General features: G+C 72.2%; 22 protein-coding genes. 9 read left to right on the top strand and 13 right to left on the bottom strand.

The window, feature by feature from the left end:
* Positions 1-20: 20 nt before the first annotated feature.
* The gene (locus tag ACTMTJ_RS37755; protein WP_441223506.1) at positions 21-1,328 is read right to left on the bottom strand and encodes a M16 family metallopeptidase; all 1,308 of its coding nucleotides are present in this window, start codon (positions 1,326-1,328) and stop codon (positions 21-23) included.
* Entirely contained in the window at positions 1,325-2,614 is a 1,290-nt protein-coding gene (locus ACTMTJ_RS37750; RefSeq protein WP_441223611.1) for a M16 family metallopeptidase, read from the bottom strand. Before ACTMTJ_RS37750 ends, ACTMTJ_RS37755 begins: the two co-directional genes overlap by 4 nt.
* A gap of 83 nt (positions 2,615-2,697) precedes the next feature.
* Here ACTMTJ_RS37750 and ACTMTJ_RS37745 point away from each other — a divergent pair, with 83 nt between their 5' ends.
* Positions 2,698-3,522 carry an MOSC domain-containing protein gene (locus tag ACTMTJ_RS37745; protein ID WP_441223610.1) on the top strand — a complete coding sequence of 275 codons (825 nt, stop codon included), beginning with the start codon at positions 2,698-2,700 and terminating at the stop codon, positions 3,520-3,522.
* Here ACTMTJ_RS37745 and ACTMTJ_RS37740 read toward each other — a convergent pair.
* The 5 genes from ACTMTJ_RS37740 to ACTMTJ_RS37720 form a co-directional block, all read right to left on the bottom strand.
* Complete coding sequence (locus ACTMTJ_RS37740) at positions 3,519-4,340, bottom strand: hypothetical protein (protein WP_441223505.1); 822 nt, start codon at positions 4,338-4,340, stop codon at positions 3,519-3,521. The genes ACTMTJ_RS37745 and ACTMTJ_RS37740 overlap by 4 nt on opposite strands.
* A 27-nt stretch (positions 4,341-4,367) precedes the next feature.
* On the bottom strand, positions 4,368-5,219 hold the full coding sequence (locus ACTMTJ_RS37735; RefSeq protein WP_441223504.1) for a hypothetical protein: 852 nt from the start codon (positions 5,217-5,219) through the stop codon (positions 4,368-4,370).
* A 25-nt stretch (positions 5,220-5,244) separates the two neighbouring features.
* Positions 5,245-5,448 (bottom strand): hypothetical protein, encoded by a 204-nt coding sequence (locus ACTMTJ_RS37730; RefSeq protein ID WP_441223503.1) that lies wholly within the window; start codon positions 5,446-5,448, stop codon positions 5,245-5,247.
* A 95-nt stretch (positions 5,449-5,543) separates the two neighbouring features.
* A complete protein-coding gene (locus tag ACTMTJ_RS37725; protein ID WP_441223502.1) occupies positions 5,544-6,836 on the bottom strand; it encodes an MFS transporter in 1,293 nt (430 codons plus the stop codon).
* The gene (locus ACTMTJ_RS37720) at positions 6,833-7,420 is read right to left on the bottom strand and encodes an ArsR/SmtB family transcription factor (protein ID WP_441223501.1); all 588 of its coding nucleotides are present in this window, start codon (positions 7,418-7,420) and stop codon (positions 6,833-6,835) included. Before ACTMTJ_RS37720 ends, ACTMTJ_RS37725 begins: the two co-directional genes overlap by 4 nt.
* Before the next feature lie 73 nt (positions 7,421-7,493).
* Between ACTMTJ_RS37720 and ACTMTJ_RS37715 the strand changes: the two genes are divergently transcribed.
* Positions 7,494-7,898 (top strand): pilus assembly protein CpaE, encoded by a 405-nt coding sequence (locus ACTMTJ_RS37715; RefSeq protein ID WP_441223500.1) that lies wholly within the window; start codon positions 7,494-7,496, stop codon positions 7,896-7,898.
* Between the two features lie 93 nt (positions 7,899-7,991).
* On the opposite strand, the gene ACTMTJ_RS37710 is transcribed toward ACTMTJ_RS37715, so the two are convergent.
* From ACTMTJ_RS37710 to ACTMTJ_RS37700, 3 genes are read right to left on the bottom strand one after another with little or no spacing between them, the layout of a single operon-like run.
* Positions 7,992-9,221: a winged helix DNA-binding domain-containing protein gene (locus ACTMTJ_RS37710; protein WP_441223499.1), complete on the bottom strand. Its 1,230-nt coding sequence runs from the start codon at positions 9,219-9,221 to the stop codon at positions 7,992-7,994.
* Positions 9,218-12,532: an ATP-dependent helicase gene (locus tag ACTMTJ_RS37705; RefSeq protein ID WP_441223498.1), complete on the bottom strand. Its 3,315-nt coding sequence runs from the start codon at positions 12,530-12,532 to the stop codon at positions 9,218-9,220. Before ACTMTJ_RS37705 ends, ACTMTJ_RS37710 begins: the two co-directional genes overlap by 4 nt.
* On the bottom strand, positions 12,529-15,780 hold the full coding sequence (locus tag ACTMTJ_RS37700) for an ATP-dependent helicase (RefSeq protein WP_441223609.1): 3,252 nt from the start codon (positions 15,778-15,780) through the stop codon (positions 12,529-12,531). Before ACTMTJ_RS37700 ends, ACTMTJ_RS37705 begins: the two co-directional genes overlap by 4 nt.
* A 264-nt stretch (positions 15,781-16,044) precedes the next feature.
* On the opposite strand from ACTMTJ_RS37700, the gene ACTMTJ_RS37695 reads away from it, so the two are divergent.
* Genes ACTMTJ_RS37695 through ACTMTJ_RS37675 form a run of 5 tightly spaced genes read left to right on the top strand, consistent with a single transcriptional unit; the run spans position 16,045 to position 18,453 of the window.
* Entirely contained in the window at positions 16,045-16,458 is a 414-nt protein-coding gene (locus ACTMTJ_RS37695) for a hypothetical protein (protein WP_441223497.1), read from the top strand.
* Between the two features lie 6 nt (positions 16,459-16,464).
* Positions 16,465-16,611: a hypothetical protein gene (locus ACTMTJ_RS37690; RefSeq protein ID WP_441223496.1), complete on the top strand. Its 147-nt coding sequence runs from the start codon at positions 16,465-16,467 to the stop codon at positions 16,609-16,611.
* A 34-nt stretch (positions 16,612-16,645) separates the two neighbouring features.
* Entirely contained in the window at positions 16,646-17,002 is a 357-nt protein-coding gene (locus tag ACTMTJ_RS37685; RefSeq protein WP_441223495.1) for a hypothetical protein, read from the top strand.
* 31 nt (positions 17,003-17,033) lie between these two features.
* A complete protein-coding gene (locus tag ACTMTJ_RS37680) occupies positions 17,034-17,318 on the top strand; it encodes a hypothetical protein (RefSeq protein WP_441223494.1) in 285 nt (94 codons plus the stop codon).
* Positions 17,305-18,453 (top strand): ATP-binding protein, encoded by a 1,149-nt coding sequence (locus tag ACTMTJ_RS37675; protein ID WP_441223493.1) that lies wholly within the window; start codon positions 17,305-17,307, stop codon positions 18,451-18,453. Before ACTMTJ_RS37680 ends, ACTMTJ_RS37675 begins: the two co-directional genes overlap by 14 nt.
* 61 nt (positions 18,454-18,514) lie before the next feature.
* Here the strand turns inward: ACTMTJ_RS37675 and ACTMTJ_RS37670 are convergent, their stop codons facing one another.
* Positions 18,515-19,060: a TIGR00730 family Rossman fold protein gene (locus ACTMTJ_RS37670; protein WP_441223492.1), complete on the bottom strand. Its 546-nt coding sequence runs from the start codon at positions 19,058-19,060 to the stop codon at positions 18,515-18,517.
* 1 nt (position 19,061) lies between these two features.
* On the bottom strand, positions 19,062-19,874 hold the full coding sequence (locus ACTMTJ_RS37665) for a TIGR00730 family Rossman fold protein (protein WP_441223491.1): 813 nt from the start codon (positions 19,872-19,874) through the stop codon (positions 19,062-19,064).
* Positions 19,875-19,987: 113 nt separating this feature from the next.
* Here ACTMTJ_RS37665 and ACTMTJ_RS37660 point away from each other — a divergent pair, with 113 nt between their 5' ends.
* Complete coding sequence (locus ACTMTJ_RS37660; protein WP_441223490.1) at positions 19,988-20,128, top strand: hypothetical protein; 141 nt, start codon at positions 19,988-19,990, stop codon at positions 20,126-20,128.
* On the opposite strand, the gene dapE is transcribed toward ACTMTJ_RS37660, so the two are convergent.
* Entirely contained in the window at positions 20,125-21,192 is a 1,068-nt protein-coding gene (dapE, locus tag ACTMTJ_RS37655; protein ID WP_441223489.1) for a succinyl-diaminopimelate desuccinylase, read from the bottom strand. The genes ACTMTJ_RS37660 and dapE overlap by 4 nt on opposite strands.
* 23 nt (positions 21,193-21,215) lie before the next feature.
* Between dapE and dapD the strand changes: the two genes are divergently transcribed.
* On the top strand, positions 21,216-22,145 hold the full coding sequence (dapD, locus tag ACTMTJ_RS37650) for a 2,3,4,5-tetrahydropyridine-2,6-dicarboxylate N-succinyltransferase (RefSeq protein WP_441223488.1): 930 nt from the start codon (positions 21,216-21,218) through the stop codon (positions 22,143-22,145).
* The last annotated feature ends 41 nt before the right edge of the window (positions 22,146-22,186 follow it).

Below are 22,186 nucleotides of genomic sequence, written 5' to 3'. Positions count from 1 at the left end.
AGCGTCTTCTTGGGGTGCTTTCACACTCTCTCGACCGCCGTCAGGGCACGCAGCGGCCCTTCGATCCGCTCCGCGTCGCCCAGCACGACCGTCGCCACCTTCGACGGCGCCAGGTACTCGGCTCCGGCGGCGGCCACCTCGTCGAGGCTCGCGCCGGCCAGCTTCGCCGCGTACTCGGGCAGGTAGTCGAGCCGCAGCCCGAAACCGGCGTACGTGCTGGCCAGCGTCGCCAGCCCGGTCTGCGTGGACATGCCGAGCTGGAGGGTGCCGAGCGCGTACTGGCGGGCCTGCTCCAGCTCCTCCTGCTTGGGCGGGAGGGAGGCGAGGCGCCCCAGCTCGTAGTAGGTCTCCAGCAGCGCCGGGCCGGTCACCTCGGTGGCCACCTCGGCGGCGGCGACGAAGGACGAGCCGGCTTCGTTGTGCTCGATCACCGAGTGCGGCCCGTACGTGTACCCCTTGTCCTCGCGGATGTTTTCCACCCAGCGGGACGAGAAGTAGCCGCCGAAGAGCAGGTTGGCCAGCTGGAGCGCGGCATGGTCGGGATGGGTGCGCTCGACCGCCGGCAGCGCCACCCGCAGCGACGACTGCACCGAGCCGGGCCGGTCGACCAGCGTCAGCGGACCCGGCTCGATCGGCGGCGTGGGCGGCAGGTCGACCTGCTTGCCACCGCCGTTCCAGGTGCCGAGCACCCGCTCGGCCGTATCCAGCGCCTTTTCCGGCGTGATGTCGCCGACCAGGACCAGCGTGGCGCCGGCCGGGTGCAGCCGCTCGGCGTGCAGCGCCCGCAGCTGGGCCGGCCGGACCGCCCGCACCTGTGCCACGTCGGGCGTCTGCACCGCGTACGGGTGCTTGCCGTAGATCCGCTGGAGCAGCGCGACCCGGGCCAGGTGCGACGGCTGGCTCTGCGCCACCTGGATCCCGTCGGCCAGCCGGTCGCGCTCGGTGGCGACCTCGTCGGCCGGGTATGCCGCACCGCTGAGCACCTCGCCGAGCAGCTCGAGGATCCGGTCGAGCCCGGCGACCAGGCCGTTGCCGGAGACCATCAGCCGGTCGGGGTCGACGCCCGCGTTCAGCCCGCCGCCGACCTTCTGGAGCTCGGCCGCGATGTCCACAGTGGATAGCTCGGCGGTGCCGGAGAAGAGCGTCTGTGCGAGCAGCCGCCCGCGTGCCAGGTGTGTCCGGGCGAACGGCACCCGCAACCGCACCTCGGCCAGCGGCACCGCCGGCCGGCGGATCGCGATCACGGTGAGGCCGTTGGGCAGCGTGCGCTCGGCCTCCTTGGGCAGCTTCAGCTTTCGCGTCGGGCCGAGGTCGGGCAGGGCTTTCACTGGTTTCCTCCCGCGACGACCTCGACCGTGGCCCGGCGCTGGGGCACCAGCGCCGCCGCGGCCTGCCGGATCTGCTCCTCGGTGACCTCGCCGACAAGGCGGGGCAGGTCGTTGATCAGCTCGGGCGTGCCCCGCTGCTGCTCCAGGACGGCCATGCGCAATGCCCGCCCTAGCGCCGCGTCGGTGTCGCGCAGCAGGTGGGTGGCCATCCGCGCCTGGGTGCGGGCCAACTCGCCGTCGGCAAGCCCGTCGGTGGCGAGCCGGTCGAGCTCCTCGTCGATCGCGCGTAGCACCTTGTCGACGTCGCCGCCGGGCGGCAGGTGGGACTGGAGCAGCATGGCGGTGGGGTCACGCACCTCCCACGGCTCGCCCATGAAGCCGATGTACCCGCCGACGGTGGTCACCGTGCGGTCGCGCAGCACGAGCCGCTCGACGAGACGAGACGCGTCGCCGTCGGTGAGCACCTCGGCCAGCACCACGTACGGCAGGTAGGCGGCGTAGTCGGAGACCGGATCGGGCACCCGCCACGCGCTCGCCACGGCGGGGAGCGGGGCCAGCGGGTCCGTGTACGACTCGCGCCGCTCGGACGTCAGGTCGGGCTCGGCGAAGCTCGGCCGATCCGGCGCCGGGCGGGCCGGCACGTCGCCGAAGTGGCGCTCGACCATCTCCAGCGTCTCGGCGAGGTCGAGGTCGCCGGCGACCGCCAGGACCGCGTTGCCGCTCGCGTAGTTTCGCTGGAAGAACTCGGCGGCGTCGGCCACCGTGGCGCTCTCCAGGTCGTCGAAGGACCCGTAGCCGTCGTGCGCGTTGGGGAACGTGTCGAACATGACCGGCGGCAGCTTGAGCCACGGAAAGCCGCCGTACGGCCGGTTGAGCACGTTGACCCGGATCTCCTCCTTGACCACGTCGACCTGGTTGCGGAGGTTTTCCTCGGTCAGCCGCGGGCCGCGCATCCGGTCGGCCTCGAGGAAGAGCGCCCGCTCCAGCGCGTTGGCCGGGAGGGTCTCGTAGTAGTCGGTGTAGTCGAGGTGGGTCGAGCCGTTGAACGTGCCGCCCGAGCCCTGCACATGCCTGAAGTGCGCGAGTTTCTCCAGGTTTTCCGAACCCTGGAACATGAGGTGCTCGAAGAGGTGAGCGAACCCCGTGCGCCCCTCGGGCTCGGAGCGGATGCCCACGTCGTACACCACCGCGACGCCGATCACCGGTGCGCTGCGGTCCGGCGCCAGCACCACCCTCAGACCGTTTTGGAGCGTGCGCCGCTCCACCGGGTACTTCGTCGCTGGGATTTTGGGTCTGCGCGCCACACGGCGACACTAGCGCGTCACCGGCCGGGGCGGTCCGGAAGCCTCGCAGCGTGAGACGCTTGGGTGTGCGTGTAGTCGGGATCAACCTGTACCCGGTGAAGTCGACCCGGGCCCGCACCGTGGATCGGGCGCGCGTCGAGTGGTGGGGGCTGGCCGGCGACCGCAGGTGGGCCGTGGTCACGCCGGAAGGCGAGCCGATCACCGCACGGCATTGCCGGCCGCTCTTCACCATCACGGCGTCGACCACGCCGGATGACGGCCTGCTGCTCACCGCGCCTGGCGCGCCGGATCTCGCGGTGCCGCGGCCCGAGCCGGCGCACACCGTACCCGTGGGCTTTGTGAATCTGGATCGTGCCGCCGCGGGCGGCGCGGCGGCCGACGAGTGGCTGACCGCCACGCTCGGCCGGCCGGCGCGGCTGGTGTGGCTGGCCGACACGACGGCGCGCGCGGTGCCGGAGGCGGTGGGCGGGCAGCCCGGCGACGTGTACGCCTTCGGCGACACCATGCCGGTCCACCTCGTCTCGCTCGGCTCGCTGCGCCGCCTCGACGACTGGATCGCGGAGACCGCCGTCGAGCGCGGTGAGGAGCTGCCCGAGCCGCTGGAGGTGGGCCGCTTCCGGGCAAACGTGGTGATCGAGGGCGCGCCCGCCTTCGCGGAAGACGACTGGAAGCGGCTACGGGTCGGCGCCGTCGACTTCCGGGTGGCGGGGCACTGCGGGCGGTGTGTGATGACGACGATCGACCCGGCGAGCCTGGCGAGCGGCAAGGAGCCGATCCGCACACTGGCCAGGCACCGCAGATGGGACGGGTGGGCCTGGTTCGGGATCCAGCTCGTGCCGGAGACGCTGGGCGAGATCGCGGTGGGCGACCCGGTCGAGGCGCTCCCTTAGAGCTGAGCGGGCCGGCGGAGGCAGGCGGCGGTGATTACGGCGGCCGCGGCGAGCGGGATGACCGGCGCGAGCGCGTAACCCATGGTGGGTGCGTCGACCGTCGCGGCGAGCGAGACGGCGGCGCTTTCCTGGACGCTGTACCGCAGGCCGGGCTGGAGGAAGGCGTCGGCCTCGTAGAGCGGGTAGAGGTACACGCGGTCGAGCGCGTTGCCCACCAGGGCGAGGGCCGCGAGCCCAAGTAACGCCAGCCCTACCGTGGGCACCCACGGCGTGGTGCGGCCGGCGACGAGAAAAGCGAGCACCGCCACGAGCAGCGGCGGCACGGCCGCGAAGACCGGCGCGAGTCCGTCACGGCTCCACAGCTCCAGGACCGTGTAGGTGACCGCGACGCCGATGCCCACGACCGCCACCGCGATCCCCACCCGGGTGCGCCGCCGCGGCAGGAAGAGCGCGGCGAGCGCGAGGCACCCGTACGCGACGAGCGCGGGCACGTCGTCCCACACGGCGCTACTCGCGACGTGGAGTGCACTCTGCCGGGGCAATTCGGTGTAAGCCATGACCCCGAAGTGGCTCGGGTACGAGTCCACTGTGGAGAATAGTGATATTGCCGCGAGAGCGCTCAGGATCACCAAGCCGGACGCCAGGGCCAGCCGCACGCGCAGCGGGGCACCGCGGCCGGCGACCGCGAGGTAGGCCGCGAGCGCGACCCAGGCCAGCAGCTCCGCGGACGGCAGGATCGGTGAGCCGAAGAGCTCACCGATCAGGTACGTGGCGCCGAAGGCGGCGCACGCCAGCAGCAGCCATCCCCGTATCGACACCGGCGTATGCTGCCACACCCGCCGCGATCAGGTGGGGCGGACCGACTCCAGGACCTCGTCGACGACGTAGTCGAACTGGCGGTGGGTGCCGGGAATCGACACGTACAGCACGGCGGCCGTCGGCTTGCCCACGTCGATGATCGCGACGCCGGCGAACTCGTCTTTGGCCTGGAGCCCGGCCCGGTCGAAGTGCAGGCGGAAGATCGTCACCCACGCGGGCCGCCCGCCCAGCGTGGTGCGCTCGTCGCGGTGCAGGTCCATGGTCGTGGGCTGCGGGTAATACTCGGCCCGCACGTCCGCGGCGACCTGGCGGCCGACGCACTCGAGGTTGATCGCGACGGCGTCGTTGTCCGCCGCGGGCACTGCCGCGGACAGGATCGAAGCGTGGTACGTGCCGCCGGAGTAGGTCTCGGTGATGAAGTGCTGGCCCATCTTGTAGGGCACCTCGAGCGTGCCGGCGCTCCACGTCGTGCGCCAGGGCTCCCACGGCGCGCCGTACGCCGCGTAGGAGATGCCGGCCTCCTCGTCGACCGTGCGGGCGCCGCTCGGCGGCGGGCCGGGGTCGACCGGCTCCGGCGCGGTGAGGCCGCTGGGCGCCGGGCACGCGCGGGCGAGGGGCGGGCGGACGTCGGACGGCCCGGGGGGCTTGTCGGCGAACGGGCCGCCGCCTCCCGACAGGGTGAACGCGAGCACCACCACCAAGCCGATCACGAGCATGCCGCCGGCCACGCCGGCGAACCACAGCAGCCGCCGCCGCTCCCGGCCCCGGTCGTTTGGCGGCGCCGGAGGTGGCGGGATGACCGGCGGTGGCAGCACGGGCGTCCCGATCCTGGTCACCGTGCCCGCACCCCAAGGCTGCGGGTCAGTGTTTTCAGGCATGTCTCCCAGTGAACACCACGGCGGCTCAGCGCGTCTCTACGGCCACGCCTCCACTACCGGGACCGGCCCGTTGCGGAGAGTGCATCTCGACCACCGCGCCGCCACCGGCGTCGGCAGGCGTCACATACCAGGGCGCGAACGCCGCCAACACGGCGAGTAACAGGCCGGCCAGGGCGAGCGCCAGCACGACGAGAAACTCGCGTAGCGCCCCTGCTCCTGCTTCGGTCATGATCACTCACTCCCCCAATCCCCCTACAGAACAGGATCGGGCAAGTGGGGTCTCGATACAGTCGCCCATCGGACGCAAATCAGTGAACTCCCGGTTTAACGGAGCGTGCTCACGGTCGCCAGGGCCGGCCGATCGACTCGGCTGAGCCGCTCGGCACCCACCGTGACGATCACCGCACCGGCGAGCGCGAGGGCGGCGGCCAGCCAGCCGTACACGAATCCGGCCGAGGCGGCCAGCCGGGAGATCGCCAGCGAGCCGGCGAAGCCGCCCAGCTGGAGCGCGAGCGAGGTGATCGACACCAGCGTTGCCCGCTCCCGCTCGGTCACCCGTTCGTGCAGCGCCTCGGTGGCGAGCGGGCCGGCGGGTCCGGAGAGGACGTACGCGCCGAGGTAGGCCACCGCCGCCACCGCGAAGCCGCCGAGCCCCGCCGCCGAAACGGCGATCGCACCCAGCGCCACAGTAGACAGTCCAGTGCAGACGGCGGCGACGGAGAGCGGCGCGGCGGCACCGATGCGGCACAGCGCGGGCGCCGAGGCGGCACCGGCCGCGGTGCCGAGGAAGGCGCCGGCGGCGAGCAGCCCGTAGGCCGCCGCACCCCGCTCGGCCCCGCCCAGCAGCTCGGCGAACTGGAGCGGCGCGAGCGTCTCCAGCGTGTTGATCGCGAGCCCGAACGCCGCCACCCGGACCACGAGCAGCCTGATGACCGGGTCGCCCGCCGCCAGCCGTACCCCATGGGAGATCTGGCTGGGCACGGCCCGGACGGCCGCGCGGAGCTTGACCACCGCGGGCCGGGGCGGCTCTTTCATCAGCGCCGCGTGCGCGGCCAGGCTCACCACCGCGACACCGGCGGCAGCCAGCGCGGGTACCGAGATGGGGGTGATCAGGCCGTCGTCGGGGAGGCCGCGGAAGAACTGCGGGAGGATGCCGCCGACGATCGCCGCGCCGCCCAGCCCCACGCACTCGACCGCCCACCCCCACGAGATGCCGCGGCGCAGCGGCGCGGCGGGGTCGGCGGCGCGGACGGTGTCGACGTACCAGGCTTCGACCGGGCCGGAGCCCAGCGCACGACCGACCGCGTTGCTGACCGCGGCCAGCGCGAAGTGCCACCACACCTGGGCGAACGCGGCGACGAGCGGGGTCGTGACGAGGAACACCGACGCGACGAGCATCGTGCGCCGCCGCCCGAGCTGGTCGGCCAGGCCACCGGTGGGCAGCTCCAGTACGACGACAAGGCCGGAGTAGAGCGCCATGAGGAGGCCGATGGTGGGAAGGTCGAGGCCGCGGGCGGCGTAGAGCAGCACGCTCACCGGGATGACCAGGCCGGTGGCAGACCAGCGCAGGCCGGTCAGTAGGAGGTAACGGCGCTGTGCCTGGGCCGCGGTGATCACAGCGGCACCTCGTCGAACGGCAGCAGCTGCTGGTAGACGGCCACGTGGCGGACCGTCTCGCCGGGCTCGGCCGGCGGCGGCGCGGTGCGGTAGCGGTCGAAGATCGCCATGAGCTCGCCGTCGAGGGCGCGGAGCTGCGAGGGTGTGAGCCGCAGCAGGTAGTCGAACGCGCCGCCGCCCGACTCCCACTGCGGGTCGAAACGCTTGTCGCTGGCCGCCCACCGCTGAAACTGGTCGACCGCCTTGAGCAGCTGGCGCCGCTCCAGCGCGTCGCTCATCTGCCGCCACTCCGGGTCGTCGGCGCCCTCGACACGTCGCCAGGCCGTGACGAGGTGGGTGGCCCGCCAGCGCTTGTCGCGCCGGTTGGGCTGGTCGGGGTCCTCCTCGACGAAGCCGAACCGGGCGAGCTGGCGCAGGTGATAACTGGTCGATCCACTCGACTCGTCGAGCCGCCGGCCGAGCTGGGAAGCGGTGGCCGGCCCCTCGTAGCGCAACAGCCCCAGGATCCGCGAGCGGATGGGGTGCGCGACGGCGCGCAGCGTCTCGGTGTCGTGGACGTTCGGCTCGTGGTACGGCTTCGCCATGTCCCTACCGTACGACCGCAAAGGCTTTTTTGCAAAATTCTCTTTGCGATTGGGTCGGTGGCACGATTGAACGGTGATTTCGCTCGATCTCGCCATCCGGCTGCGAGATGCCGGCCTGGCCTGGAAGCCGGCGGCCGGAGACCGGTTCGCGATCCCGGACCGCGACCTGGATGACGACGTGTTCGTGCTCAGCAACATGACCATCGAGGTGCACGAGCTGCCCGAGGGTCAGATCATCGGCTTCAACGGCACGACCGAGTGGGCGCTCGACGACGTGGAGAAGGACGAGGCGATCTGGCTGCCCCGCGAGGACCAGCTGCGGGAGCTGCTGGGTGGCACGTTCCGGCGGCTGGAGCGCGACGCCGGGGGCTACCGGGTGACGGTCGAGATCCTGGGAGCGGGACACGAGTTCACGGCCGCCGAGGCCGCGGACGCGTACGGCGAGGCGCTGCTCAACCTGATCCAAGCCGCGCACTGAGGGACCCAAGCCGCAAGATCAAATGTCAGAGGGTCGCCCTATGATTCGAACATGCGTACGAAAGACGGGGACCACGACTGGAACCGACGGACCTCAGGCGACCAGCTCACGCTCCAGTGGGGTGCGAAAGCGGGGCGTGACCCGCACGCTTCCGATCCACTCGGTGAGGCGGCCCGCGCTCGCCTCCACCGCGACGGTCACATCGCGACCGACGTCTTCGAGCAGGCGGAAGACGACCTCGCCGCTCGACCGTTGCGCCCACCCGCCCACGATGCGGCCGTCCCACCACACGGTCGGGCCCACGTTGCCCGACCTGTCGAAGAGGGCGGGCCCGTGCCCACCGAGATACCACGAGCGCTCCTGCCAGCCCATCGGCGTCGGGTCGAGCGCGGGCAGGAGCGACACCGCGGGCTCGGCAGCCGCGGCCGGCTCGGCGTCGTCGGGCAGCACCAGACCGGTGGTGCCGCCAAGGTCGACCTCCGCCGGCTGGATGGCGGCGAGCGCCTGCTTGACCTGGCCGGCGGTCCAGCCGGTCCACCACTTGATGTCGGCGGCGGTGCCCGGGCCGTAGGCGGCGAGCCACCGGCGCACCAGCTCGGCGCGGGCCTCCTCGACGGGCACCTCGGCCATCCCGCCGGGCAGCCACACCTCGATCGGCGACCAGCGATACTGGCTGCTGACCCACGAGCCCCGCGGCCGGCCGCGCACGATCCGGCCCTCGGCGGCGAGCAGAAAGAGCACCCAGGTCGTGATGTTGACCTTGCCCTCGTAGGCCTTGCCCCGCGCCATCAGCACCTGGGTGCGCAGGCGAGGCTCGTCGGCCGACAGCTCCGCGCCGGTCGCCTCGCCGCGCGCCGCCAGCGCCCGCACCGCGCCCTCCTCCACCTCCTTGAGCCAGGCGCCGTCGCCCACGCCGGCGTCCGTGATGATCTGTGTGTACCTGCGGCGTTGCGCCGCCGCGACCGCGTTGGTGGTCGACGCCTGGATGATCGGCGCCAGCTCCACCGGCACGACAAACATCGTGCGCCGCATGCCGAGCATCCGCACGAGCGAGCGCTCCTCGTAGAGCGCGTGCTCGATGTCGGCGACGCTCGACGGCGTCCTGCCGGTGGGCGCTCGCTTCGCCGCGCTGCTCGGGTCGGATGTCGCCAGCGCCGGGGCGGTGCGTGCGTGCAGGGAGAGAAACACCGACGCGGGGTCGGTCGAGTGGAGCGCGACGACACCGCGGGCCGCCTCGGCCGGGTCGGCGGCCGCCGCGCCGGGCGCGAGGTGATGCCGTAAGGCCAGCCGCGCCCGCCGCTCCACGACACCGATCTTTCTCACGACGCCTCCCCCATCGGCACGGAGGTGAGCAGCGCGGCCAGCCCGGACGCGTCAAGCAGATCCGCGGGGCGCACCGTCACGCCCTCGCGCACGTAGTGAAAGGCGGCCCGCACATGCTCGACCGGCACCCCGGCAAGCTCGGCCCACGCCAGGCGATACGCGGCAAGCTGCACAGCCGCCGCCTGAGCCTCCACACCGGACGGTTGGCGGCCGGTCTTCCAGTCGACCACGTCGTAACGCCCGCCCGGCTCGGCGAAGACCGCGTCCATCCGCCCGCGCACGACCACGCCGGCGATAACGGTAGCGAATGGGGCTTCGACCTCGATCGGTGTCCGGTCGGCCCACTCGCTCGCTAAAAACTGCTCTTGCAGCTCGGCCAGCGCCTCGTCCGGCGCCGCGTCCTCGTCGGCGGCGCCGGGCAGCTCGTCGACGTCGAGCAGGCGGGTCGCGCCGAAGCGTTGCTCCAGCCACAGGTGGAAGGCGGTGCCCCGGCGGGAGTACGGGTCGGGACGCGAGGGCATCGGCCGGCGCAGCTGCCGGGCCAGCCCTTGCGGATCACGGCGCAGGGTCACCAGCTGCGAGACCGAAAGGTGGCCCGGCAGCGTGATCGCGGTGGGCTCGTCGCGCCGGGCCAGCCGGTCGCGCTCGGCCAGGAGCATGTCGACCTCGTGGGCCCACCCCGCGGCCTGGGCGTCGAGATCCGGCTCGGGCTCGGCGCCCGCCTGCCCTCCTGGCCGCCGCCCGTGGCCTCCCGGCTCCCGCTCTTCGACGATGGCCGTCATCAGCTGCCGCACCGTCGCCGCCGCCTCGGTCATCGCCGGACGCCGTGGGCCGAGCGGATCGGAGGGCCACTCCGCCGCGGCCACCACCTCGGACGTCGGGTTGGCCGCGTCGGGCGCCGGCTCCGGCTCCCACGCCACCACCGCCCCGCTGCCCACCAGGCACTGGTCGCGGATCTCGGTGAGGAAGACCGACGGGCCGCGCGGCTTCTTCACGCCCTCGCCCCACCAGTAGCCCGAGCAGAGCAGCAGCCGCCGCGGTCGGGTGACCGCCACGTACGCCAGGCGCCGCTCCTCGCGCTCGTCGTGCGCCGCCCACTCGTCGTTGAAGGCCTCGACCGCCGCCGCCACCGCACGCTGGTCGTCGGTCTCCTCCAGCGCCAGCCGGGGCAGGCCGCCGGCGTCGCCGCGCAGCGGAAACGGGAGCACGCCGAGCCCTTTGAGGTAGTGGTCGGAGGCGCGCACCGGCCCCGGCCACACGCCCTTGGTCAGGCCGGCGACCGACACCACATCCCACTCCAGGCCCTTGGCCGCGTGCGCGGTGAGGATCTGCACCGCGCCCTCGACCACGTCGACCTCGCCCGGCGACAGCCCGCGCTCTTCGTCTTCGGCCGCGGCGAGAAACGCGAGGAAGCCGCCGAGCGTGCCGCCCTCGGTGTCGCGGGCAAACCGGGCCGCCACGTCACCGAGCGCGTCGAGGTGGCCACGGGCCAGGCCGGCGTCGGCGCCCGCACGCACGGCCACCTCGACGTCGAGGCCGGTGGTGCGCTCCACGTCGGCGATCAGGTCGGGCAGCGGCTGGTCGAGCCGGTGGCGGAGCAGGGCCACCTCCCGGCCGTACGCGCGGAGCCGGGCGTACCCCTCGGCGGAGTACGACTGCGGCGGGCCGAGGTCGGCCAGCGCCTCGACGAGGCTCGACTCGTCGAGGCGGTCGGGCACGATCTCCGGCTCCTCGGGCACCGGCGCCAGGCCCCGGCGGGCGGCCGCGATCGCGCGCGAGCGGCGATAGAGGGCGACGAGGTCGCGCGGCCCGATCCGCCAGCGTGCTCCGGTGAGCAGCCGCAGCAGCGATGCGCCGTCGGTGGGATCGGCGAGCACCCGCAGCGTGCACACCACGTCGCGCACCTCGGCGGTGTCGAGCAGCCCGCCGAGGCCGACCACCTCGACCGGCACGCCGCGCGCCCGCAGCGCCGCCTCGATCGCGGGAATCTGGCTGCGCAGGCGCACGAGCACCGCGCTCGTCGGCCGCTCCTCGACCGGGATCTGCTCGGGCAGCGCGTCGGGCAGGCCGGCGGCCGACCGCCACGCCTTGACCATGCTCTCGGCGATCCACTCGGCCTCGGCGTCGAACGACTCCAGCAGTGCACAGTGGACGGCCGCGCCACCGATCCGCGCGCCGACCCGGGCGGCCGCGGTCAGCTCCGCCACGCGGGCGCCGGCCGCGCGCAGCGGCGCGGAGAGGGCGTTGGCCACGCCCAGCACCTCGGGCCTATTGCGCCAGCTCGTGGTGAGCGACCGCTCCGCCCCGCCGAACTCGGTGGAAAACCGCTCCAGCGTGCCCGCGCTGGCCCCACGCCACCCGTAGATGGACTGGCACGGGTCACCGACCGCGGTCACCGGGTGCCCCTGTCCGAAGAGAGATCGCAGCAACACCACCTGCGCGTGGCTGGTGTCCTGGTACTCGTCGAGCAGCACCACCTTGTAGCGCTCGCGCTCGATGACGCCGACCTCCGGGTGGTCGCGGGCGACGAGCGCCGCGCGGGCCATCTGGTCGCCGAAGTCCATCGCCTCGAAGTCGTGCTTGCGCTGCTCGTACGCCCGGACGAGCGGCAGCAGCTTGAGCCGCACCTGCTGCCGGGCGAGCGCGTCGCGCACGGCGGCGGCCACTTTGCCCGGCCGCTCGTGCACCTCGGCGAAGAAGCGCCCGGTCCACCCGGCCAGCTCGTCGGTGGAGACGAGGTGCTCGGCCAGCTCGCTCGCCAGCTGGAGCACCGCGTCGGTCACAGTGGACGGTGCGAAGGGGACGTCGGACATGTCGCCGTTGTAGTTGCGCACCAACAGGTCGACGATCTGCCAGCGGGACGCCTCGGTGAGCAGCCGCGCCGACGGCTCGAACCCGGCACGGAGGCCGTGCTCCACGACGACACGTGCCGCGTACGAATGGTAGGTGGCCACCGTCGGCTCGCCGGCCAGCAGCTCTTCGCGGCCGAGCCGGCGCACGAGCTGACCGAGCCGGGTGCGCACGCGGTGGGCCAGCTCGCCGGCCGCCTTGCGGGTGAACGTGAGGCCGAGCACCTGCTCCGGACTCGCGTATCCGTTTGCCACCAGCCACAGCACGCGCGCGGCCATCGTCTCCGTCTTGCCCGAGCCGGCGCCGGCCACGACAAGCAACGGCTCGACCGGCGCGGAGATGATCGCGGCCTGCTCCGGGGTCGGCGGGTGCAGGCGCAGCATCGTGGCCAGCTCGTGCGGGGTGTATCGGGGGCCCGCGGCCGCGTGGGTCGTCACGGGAAACAGCTCGAGCGAGGTCATGGCTCGACCACCTGCCGGCCCTTGCCGGAGATCGGGCAGCTGGTGCGCACCGGGCAGACCCGGCACCGCGAGTTGGCCACCGCGTGGAACGTGGAGGCGGCCATCGTCTCGGCGGTGCGGCGCACCAGGGCGCCCGCCCAGCCCGGCTCCTCGCCCTCGCCGAGCGCGGCCTGTCCCTGCTCCTTGGCCTCCTTGGTGGTGGTGCCGAGCTGCACGAGCGCCGCGCCGCCGGTCTCGTCGCCGTGCTCCTCGAACGCGCCCGCCTCCACGGCGGCCTGGTAGGCCGCGAGCTGCGGGTGCTCGGCCAGCTCGGCCTCGGTCACCGACGCGGTCTTGCCGGTCTTGAGGTCGACGACCACGAGCCGCCCGCTCTCGTCGACCTCCAGCCGGTCGACCCGGCCGGTCAGGTCGATCGGGCGCAACGGGTCGGCGAGCCGCACCGCGAACTCCTGCTCGATCGCGAGCAGCCGCCGCGGATTGGTGGCCAGCCAGCGCAGCAGCTTGTCGACCATCGACTCGGCCCGCGCCCGCTCCGATCCGGCCAGCCACCGGGCGGCCAGCTCGATCGCGTCGAAGCGTCCGGTGATGTACTCGACCAGCCGCTCCCGGTCGACCGCCGCGTCTTCGGCGAGCATCGCCGCCGCGTGCACGAGGTTGCCCACGCCCTGCGCCGCGCTGGCGGGCCCACCGCCGCCGTGCCGCTCCAGCAGCCACCGCAGGCTGCACCGCAGCGCACTCTCCATCGTGGACGGTGTGACCTTTACCGGCTCGCCCTCGTCGACGAGCGGGCGGTCGTCGGAGAGCTCGCGCAGGCCCCACCAGTCGTGCGGGTGGGCGCCCGGCACCCCGGCGAGGGCCAGGCGAGCCAGCTCCTTCGCCGCCGCGGCCTTGCGCGCCGCCGAAGCGGACGGGTCGCTCACGGCGGTGCGCAACTCGGCCACCAAAGCCGGCAGGGTGAGTGCCCGGGGCAGCCGCCCGACCGGCAGCTCGATCGGCCCGGCGTCACCTTCGTCCACATGGGACTCGTCTCCCGGAAGCAGCTCCGCCAGGAACCGGCTGGGCTGCTCCTCGTGGTCGCTGCCACCGACCGCCGCCGAGGCCACGGCCGTCACCAGCAGCCGCCGCCGCGCCCGGGTGGCCGCCACGTAGAACAGCCGCCGCTCCTCGTCGAGCAGCGCCGAGGTCTGCCCGACCAGCGAGGCGGCGACGCCCGTGCCGTCGGCCCGGCCGGCCAGCACGTCGACGAGCCGCTCGGAGCCGAGGAGGCTGCCACGCAGGCGCAGGTCGGGCCAGATCCCCTCCTGCACACCGGCGACGACCACGACGTCCCACTCCAGACCCTTGGCCGCGTGCGCGGTGAGCAGGCGCACCGCCTGGCCGCGGTCGGCGCTCGGCGCGATCGTGTCGGCCGGCAGCTGCTGGCCGAAGACGTGGTCGAGGAAGACCTCGGTGCGCGCGCCGGGCAGCCGGTCGACGAAGCGCGCGGCGGTGTCGAAGAGCGCCACGATCGCGTCGAGGTCGCGGTCGGCCGCGACGCCGCGCCACTGGAGGCCGCGCTCCTCGCCCGGGTCGCCGACCGGGCCGCTGCGGGCGGTCAACCCATACCACCGCTCGGCCATGCCACTGGCCCGCCAGACCGCCCACAGCACGTCTTCGACCGTCGCCGCCGGCGCGGCCGCCGCGTCGCGGGCGGTGGCCAGCAGGGCCGCGATGGCCTTGGCCGGCCTGGCCCACCGCCGGTCGACGGCGGCCAGCTCGGCCGGCTCGCGCAGCGCGTCGACAAGCAGCTCGCCCGACGGACGCGGGTCGTCGGCGGCCAGCGCGAGCGCCCGCAGCCCTTGCCGCAGCCGCCGCTCGCCGAGCGGGTCGATGCCGCCGAGGGGCGAGTGCAGCAGCGCGACGGCCGCCTCCTCGTCGAGCCGCTCCGGCTCCAGCGCGCACCGCAGGAGCAGCAGGAACGGCGCCACCGCCGGCTGAAGGTGTAGCGGCAGGTCTTCGGCCTGGGTCACGGTCGGCACGCCGGCCGCGTGGAGGGCCCGCTGGAGCGGCGCGAGCTGGAGGTGGGTGGAGCGGACCAGCACCGCCATCCGCGACCACGGCACCCCGTCGAGCAGGTGGGCCTGGCGGAGCGCGTGTGCCACGTATCCGGACTCGCTGGTGCCCGACCGGAAGGTCCGCACCTCGACGGCGGCCGCGATGTCGGTGGCCGGGGTCTGCCGCCGGTGGCCCGCCGGCCCGCGGAGCCGGCGGGCGAGGCGCCCGGTCGTCGCGAGCAGCTCGCCGCCCGTGCGGTAGTTGGTGTGCAGGGTGACGGTCGGCGCCACCGCACCGGACGACGTGCGAAAGCGGTGGGTGAACGTGGTCACGCCGGCCGGGTCGGCGCCGCGGAAGGCGAACGTGGACGAGTCGGGGTCGGCGAAGGCGACCAGCGGCTTGCCCCCACCGGCCACAAGGGACAGCAGGTCGACCTGGGCCGGGTCGGTGTCGGCGAGCTCGTCGACGTACACGTACGCCAAGCGCGAGCGCTCGGCCTCCAGCAGCTCGGGGTCGTCGGCGAACATCCCGGCCGCGGCGCGGATCAGCTCGGCGGGGTCGTAGCCGACCGAACCGCGGGTGGTGGCGTCGCGGAGGGCCAGCACCGCCACGTACTCGCGGAGGAACTCCGCGGCGGCCGGCCAGTCGGGGCGCGCGAGCCGCTCGCCCAGCTCGGCCAGGTGGGCCGGGGTGACGCCGCGCTCGGCGGCGCGCTGGAGCAGGTCGCGCAGCTGCTGGGCGAACGCCCGCGTGGGCAGCGCCGGCCGCAACCCGGGTGGCCACTTTTCCTCCGCCTCGGCGAGCAGCTCGCGGATGACGAGGTCTTGCTCCGGACCGGTGAGCAGCCGGGGCGGCGGCTCGCCGCGGTCGGCGGCGGCGCGGCGGAGCAGGCCGAACGCGTACGCGTGGAAGGTGCGCACGAGTGGCTCGTGGACGACCCGTCCGTCTCCGCCGGCGATCCGGGCCTCGATCCGCTCGCGCAGGGCGGTGGCCGAGCGGCGGCCGAACGTCAGGACCAGGATGCGCTCGGGGTCGGTGCCCTCGTCGACCCGCGCCGCGACCGCCTCGACGAGCGTGCCGGTCTTGCCCGTGCCGGGCCCGCCGACCACCAGCAGCGGGCCGTCGGTGTGCCCGACGACGTGCCCCTGCAACGGATCATCGAGCCGCGCCGGCACGGCCTCCGCCGGCCGGCGGACCAACCGGTACGCCTGCACGACGCCCATCGAACCACGGCCGTACGACAGCGCCCCACTCGCCACAGCCCCACCTCCCGCTGCCGGACCGCCAGAGTCGAAAGTACTGGCGCGATTCCGCTATTCGGGTGCTTTTAAAATTGCGCCACCACTTTCGTGTCGCGCCGTGGGTCGGCTATGCGACTCACGATTGCGATCATCGCCGGTAAACCTCGACGCTGTCGCGTGGGGAGGCTTCGATCTTTGGCGGAATCCCCCTCGACTGCTCAGCACGGAGGCCATTTCATGGTCGATGACCCCGACCGCGAAGCCAGTAAGACACAAACTTCTCAAGCACCTCCACACAGCGACGGAGAAGCCGAGGCCAGGCTCCTCTCCGCTATTTTGCCCTGGCTCGAACAGCTCGTGCCCGATCCGAGTCCGAGTCGCAAGCCCCCCACCGTGCCATTACTTACGTTTGCCGATGTCGTCACCTATTTCACCACCCAACATCCGGGCGACCCCGCGATCCAGGCCGGCGCCCTGCTGCGCCGGCCGCACCCCGCCGGGCAGCTCGTATTCCAGATCTTCCTCGATGCGCGAAACCAGATGCATCTCGACTCGCGAGGACGCCCGTACGGCCGGCTGATGGTCGCGCGGAGCCTCGACAACGAGCTCGCCGAAAAGTTCGCGGACGTTGACCTCGTCATCTTCAGGTAGGACGACATGACAGCCTTGAAAATCCTGATCGGCACCGTGACCGGGCTCGGCCTGGCCATCGCTCTCCTGTGGGTGGTCGGCCGGCTGCGGTCACGCCGGAGCCAGGAGATTTCGCAGGAGGCGCTGCGTTCGTGGTTCAAGCGGCGGACGTGACACCCGGCCCCAGGTCAGTCGAGAGGAAAGCACCGTGGATCCGATCACCATCTCCCTCGCCATCGCCTTTTTCGGCGCACTCGCCGTCGCGATCGTGGCAATCAGCGTCAAGCGAATCTTCCAATGGTTTCGCGCACGCGGAAAGATCAAAGAGGAAAACGCCAACGTCATCGCCTTCACTCTCGCCGAGCGGATCAAAGGTAAGCAGTACGTGGAAGTGCCCGGCGTATTCGACAACAAACCGACCAATACCCGAATCGTCCAGGGCTTTTACGACCTGAACACCGAAACGATCGTGGACGCCCGCGCGATGGCGAGCTCGTCGCCGCCGGAGGACGAGGCAATCGTGACCCAGCACGACCAGGGCGAAGGTCTGGTCATCTACCGCTGAATAAATTCGGCTCCGAAGGTAGGGCGGCATCGTGGACCCGTTCACCCTCATCGCGCTCGGCATCGCCGCTCTCGTGACCGCGGCGGTTGTCTCGTGGGCGGTGATCGAAAACTGGATCAACTCCAACAAGGTTTCCGGAGGGACGGCTCGAATCGTCCGGGAACGGATCGCTTCAGGTAAGTACCGGGTGGTGGCCGGCGTCTTCGACCAGTCCAATCAACTGCGCGCGCACAACGTGTGGGAGGTGGATCAGCTGGACGCCGATCTCGACCGTCGGCTGACCCAAGGTGGGGGCGAAATAGTTGTCTACACGTAGGAACGGACTGCCGCCGGTGTACTTCGAAAGCAGCATGCCCGGCGTACCGAACGAGGAGGTCGTCCTGCTCCGCACCCGCATCCTCGGATTCATCCAGGACCTCTCGCGGAAGTACCGGATGGGCCCGTTCCACCTTCGCGTCGGCTCGGCGGCCCCGCAGGCGATCCCCGCGGCTGGAGGCGTCGGCGGCGCCGTCGAGCCGGCGGCGCCGCGGCGAGACAGTGACCGCCCCACGTTCACCGCGATCGAGCCGCTGCACACCCTCGACCTGCTGGCATTGCCCGACGCGACCCGGGAGCGCCTGCTCGACTGCATCTCCTTCGTAGAGCTCGTGCCGCTCGTCTTCGGCGACTGGGGGCTGCGCGCGATCGAGCCGCACCCGTCGATCGCGGTCAACTTCCGCGGCCCGCCCGGCACCGGCAAGACGCTCGCCGCGCACGCCGCCGCCCACCACCTGAAGAAGAAGATCATGCTGTGCCGCCTGTCCGACCTGGAGAGCAAGTTTCACGGACAGGGCCCCAAAAACCTCGTCACGCTCTTCGAGTCGGCGCGGGAGCAGGATGCCGTCCTGTTCATCGACGAGGCCGAGTCGCTGCTCTCCCGGCGCTTCGCGCATCCGGACCAAGCGGCCGAGAGCGCGATCAACTCCATGCGGACGGAGCTGCTCATGGCGCTCGACTCGTTCGACGGTCTGGTGATCTTCGCGAGCAACCTGCCGCACAGCTACGACGTGGCCGTGGAGTCGCGCCTGCTGCACGTCGACTTCGCCCTGCCCGATCAGGCCGCCCGCACGTCGATCTGGCGCTCGCACATGCCGGCCGGCCTCCCCATCGCCGACGACGTCTCGGTCGATCGGCTGGCGGAGATCGACGGGGTCAGCGGGCGCGACATCAAGCTCGCGGTCATCTCCGCGGCGATCGGTGCGGCCCGGCGCGGCGCGGCGCGGATCACCGGCGAGATGCTCCGGGACGCCATCCACCGGCAGCGCCGGCAGGTGGAGCCGGCCGCGGCGCCCGTCACGAGCAGTCCGGCCGACCCCGCCAGCCGGCAACGGATCATCGAGGCGGTGCACCGGTACGAGCCGCGCACCGCCGAGCCCTCGGCCCGGGCTGACCCGTTGCCCGAGCCGGCCTGAGCCCGCGACTCCAGCCGCGCCTCGACGGCATCCAACGCCGCGTGGACGAAACCTGAACCCGCTACTCCAGCCGGGCCTCGATAGCGTCCAGGGCGGCGGGGACGGAGTCGGCGACGATCAGCAGGTCGAGCGCGTCCTCGCGGGCGAACGAGGTCTGCGCCAGGCCGCGCAGCCACGCCACGAGCCCGGTGTAGAAGCCGTCCTGGTCGACGATCGCGACCGGCTTGCGGTGGATGCCGAGCATCGCGGTGGTCCAGACCTCGAAGAGCTCGTCGAGCGTGCCGAGTCCACCGGGGAGAGTGAGAAACGCGTCCGACTTTTCGATCATCAGCGCCTTGCGGCTGAGCATGTCTTCGGTGATCAGGAGCTCGTCCGCGGCCGTGTCCGCGATCTCGCGGTCGACAAGCGCCTGCGGGATCACTCCGAGGGTGTACGCACCGCCGGCCCGGGCCCCGTCGGCCACGGCACCCATCATGCCGACGCAGCCGCCGCCGGAGACGAGCGTGTGGCCGCGCCGGGCGATCTCCCGGCCGGTGTTGTCGGCGAGATCGAGCCAACGCTGCTCAAGTTGCCGGGAAGAGGCGCAGAAGACGCAGATCGCCGCCACGTCAGGACCCCGCCTCTTGCTGCGCGGTCGCCGCTTCCTTGAGGGCCTCCTGCTCCGCGGCCAGCGCGGCGTCGGCGTCGACGATGTACCGCACGGCCTCTTCGACGTCGTCGGTCACGCACATCAGGTCGAGGTCGGCCGGGCTGATCTTGCTCTCCGCGGCCATCGTGCCGCGCAGCCACTCCAGCAGTCCGCTCCAGTACGCCGAGCCCATCAGCACCACGGGAAAGCGGGTGACCTTCCCGGTCTGCACAAGTGTGAGCGCCTCGAACAGCTCGTCCAGCGTGCCGAAGCCGCCTGGCAGCACGACGAAGGCCTGCGCGTACTTCACGAACATCGTCTTGCGGGCGAAGAAGTAGCGGAAGTCGATGCCCACGTCGACCCACTCGTTGATGCCCTGCTCGAACGGAAGCTCGATGCCCAGACCCACGGAGAGCCCGCCCGCCTCGTTGGCGCCCCGGTTGGTCGCCTCCATCACGCCCGGCCCGCCGCCGGTGATGACCGCGTACCCGGCGCGGGCCAGGGCGGCACCCAGCCGTTGGGCCAGCTCGCACTCCGGGCTGTCCGGCTTGCTCCGCGCCGAGCCGAAGACGCTCACCGCGGGTGGGAGGTCGGCGAGCGTGTCGAAGCCCTCCACGAACTCGGACAGGATCCGTAGCGCCCGCCACGCGTCCTTCGTTTTCCATTCGGCACGCTGGCGCGAGTCGAGAAGGCGCTCGTCGGCAGTACTCCCCGGAATCGCCTCACGACGCAAAGTCACAGCTCCTCGGTGACGCTCCGGGCCAGGAATGCGGCCACGGTTTATGTGGTTCATGGAATCAACCGTAGTGGTCTCTGACTCGTACTAACTGATGCAACCAAACCCGCGCGGCGGGCGTCTTACTAACACATACTGGGTATCCACGGAACGGGGGAGGGAACACCGTGATGACCCGCAATGAGCTGATCCGGCTTCGCCGGCAGATGCAGCGACGGATCCGAGACGTCGTCGAGGAGCGCCGCCTGATGGCCAACCAGCGCGCCACGGGCGCGTCCGAGAGCGAGACCTCGCAGGTCAAGGCCGCCTAGCTCAGCCAGCGGTGCAGCGTGGCGGCACCGTCGCGGATCTTGCCGATCTCGACGTGCTCGTCAGGCGCGTGCGCCAGGTTGGGGTCACCGGGGCCGAAGTTGAGCGCCGGTATCCCCAGCGCGGCAAACCGCGCCACGTCGGTCCAGCCCAGCTTCGCCACCGGCGCCTCGCCGACGCTGGCCAGAAACTCCCGCGCGGGGGGCGCGGAGAGCCCGGGCAGCGCGCCACTCGCCGAATCGATCACCTCGACCTCGAACCCGTCGAAGACCTCGCGCACGTGCGCGTGCGCCTCGGCCTCGCTCCGGTCCGGCGCGAACCGGTAGTTGACCTCGACCTCGCACAGGTCGGGCACGACGTTGCCGGCCACGCCGCCGCGGACGCGCACGGCGTTGAGCCCTTCCCGGTAGGTGCAGCCGTCGATCGGCACGGTCCGCGGCTCGTAGGCATCCAGGCGGCGCAGCACCTCGCCGGCCGCGTGGATCGCGTTGATCCCCCGCCAGGAGCGGGCCGAGTGCGCGCGGCGGCCCTTCGTGCGGACGATCGCCCGCATCGTGCCCTGGCAGCCGGCCTCGACCACGCCGTAGGTCGGCTCGAGCAGCAGCGCGAAGTCGGCCGACAGCCACTCCGGGTGCGCGTTGGCGACGAGATAGAGCCCGTTGTACTGGGAGTCGACCTCTTCGGCCTCGTAGAAGAAGTACGTCACGTCGAACCTCGGCTCGGGCACGCTCACCGCCAGGTGCAGCGCGAACGCCACGCCCGCCTTCATGTCCGAGGTGCCGCAGCCGTAGATGAGGTCGCCCTGGATGGTCGCCGGGAAGTTGTCGTTGATCGGGACGGTGTCGAGGTGGCCGGCGAGCACCACCCGCTGCGGCCGCCCGATGTCGGTCCGGGCCATCACCGTGTTGCCGAACCGCCGCACCGAAAGGTGGGGTGCCGCCCGCAGCACCTCCTCCACGCAGTCGGCGATCTCCTTCTCGTGGAGGGAGACGGACTCGATGTCGACCAGCGCGCGGGTGAGCGCGACCGGGTCGGCCATGACGTCGGGGGTCAGCGGGTTCGCCATGCCAGGCACGGTACCTTTTCGTCATGCAGAGTTTGCCGGCCTGGGGCCTCGGACTTGCCACCGTTACGACCGATGACCAGGTGCTCGACGCTTGGTACCCCGCTGGCAAGCTCGGCCTCGGCATCGCGCCGGCCGACGAGACACCGGTCACGGTCGTCGGCGAGCGGTCGCTCCCGCTCCTGCGCACCGCGATCGTGCGCACGGAGATCGGCTCGCTCGAAGACCCGCCGAAGGACACCGCCGACGCGTACCTCCGGCTGCACCTGCTCTCCCACCGCCACGTGCGGCCCAACGAGATCAACCTGGACGGCATCTTCGGCGTGCTGCCCAACGTGGCCTGGACCTCCGCCGGCCCCTGCCCACCGGACTGGGTCGACGAGCTCCGCCTGATCGAGCGCTCGGCCGGCCGCCACCTGACGATCTACGGCATCGACAAGTTTCCCCGCATGATCGACTACGTCGTACCCTCCGGCGTGCGGATCGCCGACGCCGACCGGGTGCGCCTCGGTGCCCACCTCGCCGCCGGCACGACAGTCATGCACGAGGGCTTCGTCAACTTCAACGCCGGCACCCTCGGCAACTCGATGGTGGAGGGCCGGATCAGCGCCGGCGTCGTGGTCGGCGACGGCAGCGACGTGGGCGGCGGGTCGTCCATCATGGGCACCCTCTCCGGCGGCGGCAAGGAGCGCATCCGCATCGGCGAGCGCTGCCTCATCGGCGCCAACGCCGGCATCGGCATCTCGCTCGGCGACGACTGCGTCGTGGAGGCCGGCTGCTACGTGACCGCCGGCTCGAAGGTGACCCTGCCCACCGGCGAGATCGTCAAGGCGGCCACGCTCTCCGGCCAGTCTGGCCTGCTCTTCCTGCGCAACTCGGTCACCGGCGCCCTGGAGGCCCGGGCGCGCAAGGGCACCGGCATCGAGCTCAACGCGGCCCTGCACGCCAACGACTAGAGAGCTTTCGCGGCCAGGTTCGCGAGCCTGTCCACGACCGA

Source organism: Phytohabitans sp. LJ34 (assembly GCF_052068095.1).
In the GTDB taxonomy this organism is placed as follows: domain Bacteria; phylum Actinomycetota; class Actinomycetes; order Mycobacteriales; family Micromonosporaceae; genus Phytohabitans.
The sequence above is the reverse complement of the archived record's forward strand: the minus strand, read 5'-3'. Positions and strand labels throughout refer to the sequence as shown.